This window comes from Pontibacter rugosus (assembly GCF_042678745.1).
Lineage (GTDB): Bacteria > Bacteroidota > Bacteroidia > Cytophagales > Hymenobacteraceae > Pontibacter > Pontibacter rugosus.
This window is the reverse complement of the sequence record NZ_JBHTLD010000206.1, coordinates 1-8,611: the sequence shown is the minus strand read 5'-3', so window position 1 is coordinate 8,611 and position 8,611 is coordinate 1. Positions and strand designations below refer to the sequence as shown.

The following is an 8,611-nucleotide window of genomic DNA, read 5'->3' as shown; positions in this document are numbered from 1 at the left end:
ATACTTACTACGCCAGCAGCAGTAAAATTTCTACCACAAAAGGCCCATAGATATTTCAGGAACAAGTATAAACCCATTTAAGCAGATTTACCCTTTAGGAAATTAACTGGTTTTAGAGCTGATTTATACTTATTATTTCTTCAGTATTGAAGCTGTTACACCCTATAGCGAGGGTGATTTAAAGTGCTAATTGCTTCAAGTTACCTTAAAGCATAATTTTTCCCGATGCCAGCTAATTCCTTCTAACTTTGCGCACGTATACAGCAGCTATCATTTAGTATCATCAAAATTTTATTAGACACATACAGCCACAGAACCCTTAAGCCATGAGTAAACTGACGATCAGAAGCCTGGAAGAACTTGAAAAATACGAAGGAACCGAAATGGGCGTTTCCGATTATCATACCATCACCCAGCAGCAAATAAATTTATTTGCAGACGCTACGTTGGATCATCAATGGATACATTTAGATGCGGAAAGAGCTGCCACTGAGACTCCATTTAAAGCCACTATTGCTCATGGCTACCTTACGGTTTCTCTGTTGCCTTACCTTTGGCACCAGATCACTGCTATCGAGAACCTGAAAATGCAGGTGAACTATGAGATTGAGAGTTTACGTTTTAACCAGGCTGTAACAGTGGATAGCGCTGTGCGATTGCGTGCTAAGTTGCTATCTGTAAAGAACCTTCGTGGAATAGCCAAAGCAAGATTAGAGGTTACCTTAGAGATTGAAGGTAGCAAGAAACCTGCTTTCACTGGTGTCATAACTTTTCTGTACCATTTCAACGATTAATTCTGATTTTACAGTAAAGTCTCTCATAGCATCTTATGCCGTTGCTTAGTTTTATACCCTCTCGTAAAGTTGAGTAATAACAAAACCCGTATGGAAAACATCAACCTTGAAAACTTTGACGAAGAACGATACAAAGAACTAAACACTTATTTCCGCATTAAAATAGAGCAACTGCTGCAAACGAACCCAGCCTTACAAGAGCTGCCCAATTTGCAACTAAGCGATCTGGTGGATCAGTTTTCAGATGATGACAAAGAAAGATGGGAAGAGTTTATTCAGCTTGATAAGCTAAAAATGCAGGTGGACATGTGGAACCACTTAAACGGAAACGGAACCCGCTTTCAACCAGGAATAGGATTTACAAATCCAGAAGACGACACAACGTGGTAATCTAACCCTCGAAACTATAACGGGCATTACTCCAGAATTCGTCCAGCGCAATTATGCGAGGCTTAAAAAAGGAAATAAGCTTTGGCCAGTCTTCCTTATTAAAGACATTGGCCGGAGCTATTTCTTTGTAAACACGACTTATGATGCGCCCATTCTCATCTGTGGCATGCAGCTCCCATTCCCATTCTTCGCCTAGCGCCTCCTCCAGCATAGATTTATGCGCCACCAACTGCTCAAAAATAAGCTCCTGCAACTCCACATCTGCATGCGTGAGCTCTATGGCGATATTACCTGATTTCTTATCTGCATTCATTCTGAAATGCACACTCTTTGCCCCTGTTTTGTAGTTGATCCAGTTTACTCTTAGCCCTTCAGCAGAAAGCAGCGGTGTAAGGTACTGACCAAAAGTTGTCCAGAATTCCTGACGCAATTGTGAAGCTTGTTCGCGGGTATACATAATGCAAAAATAGCCATTCCTGATGATTGAAGCCATATTAATTTTAACCTATAGCTTTATAGCTTATTATTGTATCTGCCCTTGTGACTTAAATGAACATCTTGTTTAACTGCCAGAGTGATACTCAACTTCAACATTTAAAATTGCACAATCCTAATGGAGCCTGTTCTGATCTTTGGTCACAAATTTACAGATCATTAACAATGATAGAGGTTAGAAGTAATGAACCTACCAAAGCTCTAAACATAAATAACGCTTTTAAGTAAAACATTTTGCCAATAAACCGTTTATACAAAAGTTAATCAGAAGCTTAACCTTAAAACATTGGCAGTTTCAGATATAATGCTGTGCTGCGTTTTATTTTAGAACATTTTTATATAATTTCGCTTCATAAGAGACACAACAACGGACATAAAAGGATAAAAAAACATGTCAGAATCTGCTGAAATAATTTTAGACGGTAAATCTTACCAAATGCCTATCGTAGAGGGCACTGAGAACGAGAAAGCTATCGATATCTCCTCTCTGCGCGGGCAATCAGGTTATATTACCCTGGACTCAGGGTATAAAAATACAGGTGCCACTACCAGCGCTATTACATTTCTAGACGGTGAGTTAGGCATTTTGCGCTACAGAGGCTATCCGATTGAGCAGTTAGCTGAGCGGTCGAACTTTGTTGAGGTTGCTTACCTGCTTATTTACGGTTCTCTTCCTACTGCGTCAGAATTAGAAGATTTTAGTGACAGAATAAAGCGCCATACTCTTGTAAACGAGGACATGCGCAAGATTTTAGATGGTTTCCCATCTACTTCTCACCCAATGGGTATCCTGTCTGCTCTTGTAAGTTCACTTACTGCTTTTTATCCAGAGTCGCTTAACCCGAACCAAACGACTGAGGAGATGGATCTTTCTATCATACGTTTGATGGCTAAGATTTCTACTATTGCCGCCTGGTCTTACAAAAACTCAATCGGACATCCGGTAAACTACCCTAAAAACAAGCTGGACTACTGCTCGAACTTCCTGCATATGATGTTCGCGTACCCAACTGAAGATTATGAAATTGATCCGGTTGTAGTTGATGCTATTAATAAGTTATTAATTCTACACGCTGACCACGAGCAAAACTGCTCTACTTCTACTGTACGTTTGGTAGGTTCAGCTAATGCAAGCCTTTACTCTTCTGTGTCTGCCGGTATCAGTGCACTTTGGGGCCCGCTACATGGTGGCGCTAACCAGGCTGTAATTGAAATGCTGGAGCAGATCAAAGCTGACGGTGGTGATTCTAAGAAGTTTATTGATAAGGCAAAAGACAAAGACGATCCTTTCCGCCTGATGGGCTTTGGTCACCGCGTGTACAAGAACTTCGACCCTCGTGCTAAAATCATCAAGAAAACAGCTGATGATGTATTAAATGCACTGGGTGTGAAAGACCCTATCTTAGATATTGCGAAAGAACTGGAAGAGGCTGCTTTGAACGATCCATACTTTGTGGAGCGTAAGCTTTACCCTAACGTTGACTTCTATTCTGGTATTATTTACCGTGCTTTAGGCATCCCAACAGATATGTTTACTGTTATGTTTGCTCTTGGCCGTCTGCCAGGTTGGATTGCACAGTGGAAAGAGATGCGTGAGAATAAAGAGCCTATTGGCCGTCCACGTCAGATCTATACTGGTGCTACTGAACGTGATTACGTTTCTGTTGAGAAGCGTTAATCTTCCAGAGTATTTAATAAAACAGGAAAGGCTGATCGTAAGATCAGCCTTTCCTGTTTTATTACTTTTTCACAAAGGATAAGGGTTGTAAAGAGCAAGCATGAGGATCTTTAATAATTCTTAAAGCAGATGTATAGCTTTTACTTAAAAAGCTATTTCATCAATGAGTTTTATGTATGATCTGCTATTCTTTGAAGAATTAAAATTTTACAATTCATACTCAGAACTAACTAAAGCACCCGCATTTCAATACGACGGTTGAGCTGCCGATCTTCTTCTGAAGTGTTTGGTTTTACTGGCTTGGTTTCACCATAGCCTTTATAGCGGAAGCGTTCTTTACCTATTCCATTCCCCGACAGGTAATCAACAACAGCTTTTGCACGCCTCTCTGAAAGCACCTGGTTTGCCTGATCTGATCCTACATCATCTGTATGCCCTGAAATTTCGATTTTAATATGTGGGTTCTGCTGCAGGAAACCAATGATTTTGTTCAACTCTGTTTTAGACTTTTTCTCTAACTCATACTTACCCGTATCAAAAAACAGGTTGTTCAGCACCATTGCCACGCCAGATTTTACCGGATCAAGGTACACATCCAAAGCAACCGGCGACAAGCTTTTAGCAGCGGTATAATCAAAGCTGCGGCTGTTCATTAGGTACTTGGGAGCTGATACATAAAGTGCGTATTGTTTTCCATCCGTCAGCACAACCGTATACTCACCGGAAACCTTGTCTGAGCTCACCTGCTGCACCAGAGAATCTGTTTGCACATCATAAAGCTGCACCTCTGCTGCTAAAGGTTTTTTAGTGACAGCATCAAATACACGGCCCTGTGCATACGTACTGGTTTCACGGCTACGCCATTCTGCAGGCACCTTAAACTGAAACAACTGTATACTTGGAGCACCGGCATCCGTATTTATTTGCCGGGAATAATAGCCTGTTTCATTATCAGGCGTGATAAAGAGAGACCCCTCATCAGCAAAGGTGTTCAGCGGGTAACCCAAATTCTGAGGCTCCGACCATTTTTTATTGCGGTTAAGGTTAGCTTTGAAAATATCAAGCCCTCCAAGCCCTACATGACCATCACTTACAAAGTATAAAGTGGTTCCGCTTACGTGAATAGACGGTGCCATATCACGGCCTGAAGAATTAAGAGGCGCCCCCGGGTTAACAGGAGTTTGCCAGGTACCATCATCGTTACGATAGGCTACCCAGATGTCTTCTTTGCCGATGCCGCCACTGCGCGTAGAACTAAAGTATAACGTCCGACCGTCAGCAGATAAACTGGGTTGAGAATCCCATGCTTTGGAGTTTACGCTTTTGCCCATGTTCTGTGGCTTGCTCCACTCGCCTCCTGTTCTAAAAGAGATGTATAAATCACAGTCACCCTGGCTGTCCGGCCGGTTGCAGGAGGTAAATACCAAAGTCTTGCCATCTCCTGAGATAGTAGCTGCTCCTTCATTTGCAGGAGAATTGATATTATCTGAGATGGAAACAGGCGGTTGCCACTCATCCCCTTTTAGATGGGTGATGTAGATGTTTTCATCATGCTCAGGACGCGAGCTGGCACGCCCAGTATAAATAAAATAATTCTGGTCGGCTGTGGTATAAGGGAAGTACTGCAATCCGAACCTGTTCACATGATCCGGCAACTGCACCGGGTTAAACTGCACAGGCTTCTGCATAGCTTCATGCGCAAACGCAGCGGCTTTTATCTGATGCCTGGCCCAATCCACCTGCTTGGCATTTCGTGAACCAGTTTTCAGAAACGTTTCATACCACTCTGTTGCCGCCTCATAATTACCTCTTTCAAAGTATAACTCGGCCAGATCATAGTAGTAGTTAGTATAGCCCTTTGTGAAAGGTATAAGTTTCAGGCCTTTGTCCAGGTTTTCAAAATAAGCAGCCTTGTTACCCATCATTTTGTGCAGGTTAGCAGCTTTTATGTAAGCCTGCGAAAATGCCGGATCTTTTGCGGTTGCCTCAGAGAGCATTTGCAGCGCACGATCAAAATCCCTTGCCCGCACATAAGTATCCGCTTTTTCGTATAGTTTGGCCGCTTTTGCTGATGTTGTATTTTGCGACTGAGCATTTGTTGCCGAAACAGAACCTATTGTGACCAGGCAGGCAAGAAGAAAAGGTTTAAGCATAGCGGGTCCTTACGGAATATCCATGTACTTGTGCGTCTGAAGCGATACACGCCAGCGCGGATTGTCTTTTACGTACTCTACTATCAAAGGCGTTATTTCGGTAGCTTTGCTCCACTCCGGCTGTAAGTATAACTGGCAGTTTGCACCTACTTTAGAAGCATGTTCTTCAGCCCACTTAAAATCGCTTTTGTTAAATATAACAACTTTTAGCTCATGTGCAAAAGGATATACTGATTCATGAGGTGCTTTGAACTTTTTGGGAGAAAGGCAAATCCAGTTCCAGTTACCGCTCAGTGGGTAAGCACCTGATGTTTCAATACTGGTCCTGAAACCTTGGCTTTGCAATTGTTGGGTTAGCGGATTCAGGTTATACAGCAAAGGCTCTCCTCCGGTAATCACAGCAAACCTTCCAGGAAACTCTTCTGCTGCCGATATGATATCCTCCACTTGCGTCAGCGGATGCTGCTCCGCATCCCAACTCTCTTTAACATCACACCAGTGGCAGCCAACATCACAGCCACCCAGTCGGATGAAATAGGCAGCCAGCCCTGTGTTACCGCCCTCTCCCTGTATCGTATAAAAAGCCTCCATAAGTGGCAAACGGCTGCCATCTTTCGGCACCTGATGTATTGAGGCTGTTTTTAAAGTCTTTAGTTCTTCCAATGTAATTTTCCTTCGGTTGTACTTTCTACTGGTCAGAACAACCATTCTTAAGTATAATTTTTTCCCGCCAGCCTCTCTTGAAACCAACGGGCATGCAAGTTAGCTAAAATTGCAACACGGAGAATGGTAAGTTCTGTTCCAGGCAATGAACTGCTTTAGTGGATGTTGTACTAAAAAACACAGTTCATACTTTTAAAGCAACTGTTTATACTTGCTCTTATCTAAAATAAAAGAAGTATAGCTTTAGTAAAAAGCAAAGCCCCTGCATGATGCTGCAGAGGCTTTGCAAACAAAAAATCAGCTATCGGACTACAGTGTAGCCATATCAATTACAAAACGGTATTTCACGTCACTTTTCAGTACTCGCTCATACGCCTGGTTAATTTCCTGAATTGGAATAACCTCAACATCAGACATGATATTGTGCTCCGCACAGTAGTCTAACATTTCCTGCGTTTCCTGAATACCGCCAATCATAGAGCCTACCAAGCGCTTGCGGCCTGCAATTAGGCTAAACCCTGCTACGCCAGCAGGTTCCGGCGGCGCGCCAACTAGAATCATGGTACCATCACGCTTCAAGAGGCTCAGGTACATGTTCAGGTCATGTGGTGCCGAAACTGTATCCAGGATAAAGTCAAATGAGCCTCTTAGCTCGCGCATCAGGTTCTCGTCTTTAGTAACGGCAAAGCTATGCGCACCAAGGCTAATTGCGTCCTGCTCTTTAGATGGAGATGTACTTAACACCGTTACATTAGCTCCCAAAGAAGCGCCAATCTTAACAGCCATATGTCCTAAACCTCCCAGACCAACTACTGCCAATCGGTGCCCTTTTCCTACCTTCCATTGCATAAGCGGAGAATAGGTTGTGATACCGGCACAAAGCAAAGGGGCCACACGAGACAGCTCCAGTTTTTCTGATACCTTTAAAGTATACTTCTCATCTACCACAATTTTGCTCGAGTAGCCACCGTAGGTAGGTGTTTTCTTGTCCAGTTCATAGCTGTTATAAGTGCCTACGTTGTGCACTTCGCAGTACTGCTCCAGTCCCTCCTGGCAGCTAGGGCAAGTACGGCAAGAATCAACAAAACAGCCTATACCTGCCAAATCACCCTCTTTAAACTTAGATACTTTGCTACCTACCTGGCTAACACGTCCGACAATTTCATGCCCGGGTACCATCGGGTATTTAGATCCACCCCATTCGTCACGCGCCTGATGTATATCAGAATGGCATACACCACAATATAAAATATCAATCAACACATCATGCTCCCCTACTTCACGGCGCTCAAAGCTGAAAGCATCTAGTGGTGCAGTAGCATTCTGTACAGCATATCCTTTTACTGGAATCATAGTTTTTCTAATAATTAACTTTTAAAACTTTTCATCAGGTATGGCAAGTATAAATTTGCAAATACCTGTAATAATGTTTAACCGCTACTGCGGCTAAATGTTTAAAAGTAAATTTTACGCAAAAACCTTAACCGTAAACTTCGCGCTTTGAAGCTCGCAAAGTATTAGCCATTAACATCGCAATAGTTAAAGGCCCCACACCGCCTGGTACTGGTGTTATATAGCTGCATTTATCAGCTACATTATCAAAATCAACGTCACCTCTCAGGCGGAAGCCCGATTTACGTGTCGCATCCGGAACGCGTGTAGTGCCTACGTCTATCACCACTGCTCCCTCTTTTACCATGTCTGCTGTTACCAAACCAGGTCGGCCTACAGCCACAATAAGAATGTCAGCTTGCCGTGTATGATGCGCGAGATCAACGGTATTGCGGTGGCAAATGGTAACTGTCGACTCACCGGGATAAGTACATTTAGACATCAGAATACTCATGGGTGTACCCACTATGTTACTGCGGCCTATCACTACACAATGCTTTCCCTTTGTTTCAATTTCGTAGCGCTTCAGGAGTTGGAGGATACCAGCAGGTGTAGCCGGTAAATAGGCTGGCAAACCGGCAACCATTCTACCCACGTTTGTTGGGTGGAAGCCATCTACATCCTTCTTCGGGTCTATTGCCTCCAGCACTTTGTTAGCATCAATGTGCTTGGGTAAAGGCAACTGCACTATAAATCCATCGACTTCGGCATTTTCATTCAACTCTTGTATTTTATTCAGTAACACTTCTTCTGTCACGTCATCTTCGTAACTAACTAAAGAAGAGCCAAAGCCGATACGCTCACAGGCCAGCACTTTGTTATTGACATAAGTAACTGAGCCGCCGTCGTTGCCCACAAGTATGGCCGCAAGATGAGGCACTTTACCGCCTTTTGCTTTTATTTCAGCTACTTCAGCAGCTATTTCGTCCTGAATGGTTTCAGATGTTTTTTTACCGTCGAGCAGGGTCATTTTTGGTTAATCAGTATAATATTTCATCTAATTTCTTCTTTTTTTCTTCCTTTTCAAATTGTGAATAGGCTTTTAA

8 protein-coding genes are annotated in these 8,611 nt (G+C 43.0%); 3 read left to right on the top strand and 5 right to left on the bottom strand.

Going from position 1 to position 8,611, the window contains the following annotated elements; translation table 11 throughout:
* Window positions 1-326 precede the first annotated feature (326 nt).
* Both ACFQ2O_RS17680 and ACFQ2O_RS17675 read left to right on the top strand, forming a co-directional pair.
* Window positions 327-794, top strand: coding sequence for a MaoC family dehydratase (locus ACFQ2O_RS17680; RefSeq protein ID WP_377530903.1), 468 nt, complete (start codon window positions 327-329; stop codon window positions 792-794).
* 90 nt (window positions 795-884) lie between these two features.
* The gene (locus ACFQ2O_RS17675) at window positions 885-1,184 is read left to right on the top strand and encodes a hypothetical protein (RefSeq protein WP_377530901.1); all 300 of its coding nucleotides are present in this window, start codon (window positions 885-887) and stop codon (window positions 1,182-1,184) included.
* 1 nt (window position 1,185) lies between these two features.
* Here ACFQ2O_RS17675 and ACFQ2O_RS17670 read toward each other — a convergent pair whose 3' ends face one another.
* The gene (locus ACFQ2O_RS17670; protein WP_377530899.1) at window positions 1,186-1,677 is read right to left on the bottom strand and encodes a DUF4268 domain-containing protein; all 492 of its coding nucleotides are present in this window, start codon (window positions 1,675-1,677) and stop codon (window positions 1,186-1,188) included.
* Window positions 1,678-2,070: 393 nt separating this feature from the next.
* Here ACFQ2O_RS17670 and ACFQ2O_RS17665 point away from each other — a divergent pair, with 393 nt between their 5' ends.
* Window positions 2,071-3,357, top strand: a complete 1,287-nt coding sequence (locus ACFQ2O_RS17665) for a citrate synthase (protein WP_377530895.1) — start codon at window positions 2,071-2,073, stop codon at window positions 3,355-3,357.
* A 230-nt stretch (window positions 3,358-3,587) separates the two neighbouring features.
* Here ACFQ2O_RS17665 and ACFQ2O_RS17660 read toward each other — a convergent pair whose 3' ends face one another.
* The 4 genes from ACFQ2O_RS17660 to ACFQ2O_RS17645 all read right to left on the bottom strand — a co-directional run bounded on the left by ACFQ2O_RS17660 (window position 3,588) and on the right by ACFQ2O_RS17645 (window position 8,535).
* Window positions 3,588-5,510 (bottom strand): OmpA family protein, encoded by a 1,923-nt coding sequence (locus tag ACFQ2O_RS17660; protein WP_377530892.1) that lies wholly within the window; start codon window positions 5,508-5,510, stop codon window positions 3,588-3,590.
* Window positions 5,511-5,519: 9 nt separating this feature from the next.
* Window positions 5,520-6,101: a 7-carboxy-7-deazaguanine synthase QueE gene (locus tag ACFQ2O_RS17655; protein WP_377530906.1), complete on the bottom strand. Its 582-nt coding sequence runs from the start codon at window positions 6,099-6,101 to the stop codon at window positions 5,520-5,522.
* Window positions 6,102-6,482: 381 nt separating this feature from the next.
* Window positions 6,483-7,526, bottom strand: coding sequence for an NAD(P)-dependent alcohol dehydrogenase (locus ACFQ2O_RS17650; RefSeq protein ID WP_377530890.1), 1,044 nt, complete (start codon window positions 7,524-7,526; stop codon window positions 6,483-6,485).
* A 127-nt stretch (window positions 7,527-7,653) separates the two neighbouring features.
* Window positions 7,654-8,535, bottom strand: coding sequence for a bifunctional 5,10-methylenetetrahydrofolate dehydrogenase/5,10-methenyltetrahydrofolate cyclohydrolase (locus ACFQ2O_RS17645; RefSeq protein ID WP_377530887.1), 882 nt, complete (start codon window positions 8,533-8,535; stop codon window positions 7,654-7,656).
* Window positions 8,536-8,611: the final 76 nt, after the last annotated feature.